Consider the following 615-nt stretch of genomic DNA (forward strand, 5'->3'; position numbering starts at 1 on the left):
ATCAGCTCAACGTCAACATGGTCACCTGCGGCGGCCAGGCGACTATCCCGATGGTCGCCGCGGTGTCGCGCGTGGCCAAGGTGCATTACGCCGAGATCGTCGCCTCGATCGCGAGTAAATCCGCCGGGCCCGGCACCCGCGCCAATATCGACGAATTCACCGAAACCACGTCCAAGGCCATCGAAGTGATCGGCGGCGCGGCCAAGGGCAAGGCGATCATCGTGATGAACCCGGCCGAGCCGCCGTTGATCATGCGCGACACGGTGTTCGTGCTGTCCGAAGCGGCGGATCAGGCGCTGGTCGAAGCGTCCATCGTCGAGATGGCGGCGGCCGTGCAGGCCTATGTGCCGGGCTATCGCCTCAAGCAAAACGTGCAGTTCGACGTGATTCCGGCAGACGCGCCGTTGAACATCCCTGGCCTGGGCAAATTCTCCGGCCTGAAAACCTCGGTGTTCCTCGAAGTCGAAGGCGCCGCCCATTACCTGCCAGCCTACGCTGGCAACCTCGACATCATGACCTCCGCAGCCTTGGCCACCGCCGAGCGCATGGCGCAGTCGATGCAACAGGCCTGAGGAGAGCGACATGAACGGTAAGAAAATCTACATCTCCGACGTG

General features: G+C 62.9%; 1 protein-coding gene. It reads left to right on the forward strand.

The features are described from left to right. Positions 1-572: acetaldehyde dehydrogenase (acetylating) (locus INT12_RS31000; protein ID WP_193041245.1), on the forward strand; the 572-nt coding region annotated here is incomplete at its 5' end. Between the last annotated feature and the right edge of the window lie 43 nt (positions 573-615).

This window comes from Pseudomonas sp. K8, from assembly GCF_014889455.1.
Taxonomy (GTDB): Bacteria; Pseudomonadota; Gammaproteobacteria; order Pseudomonadales; family Pseudomonadaceae; genus Aquipseudomonas; species Aquipseudomonas veronii.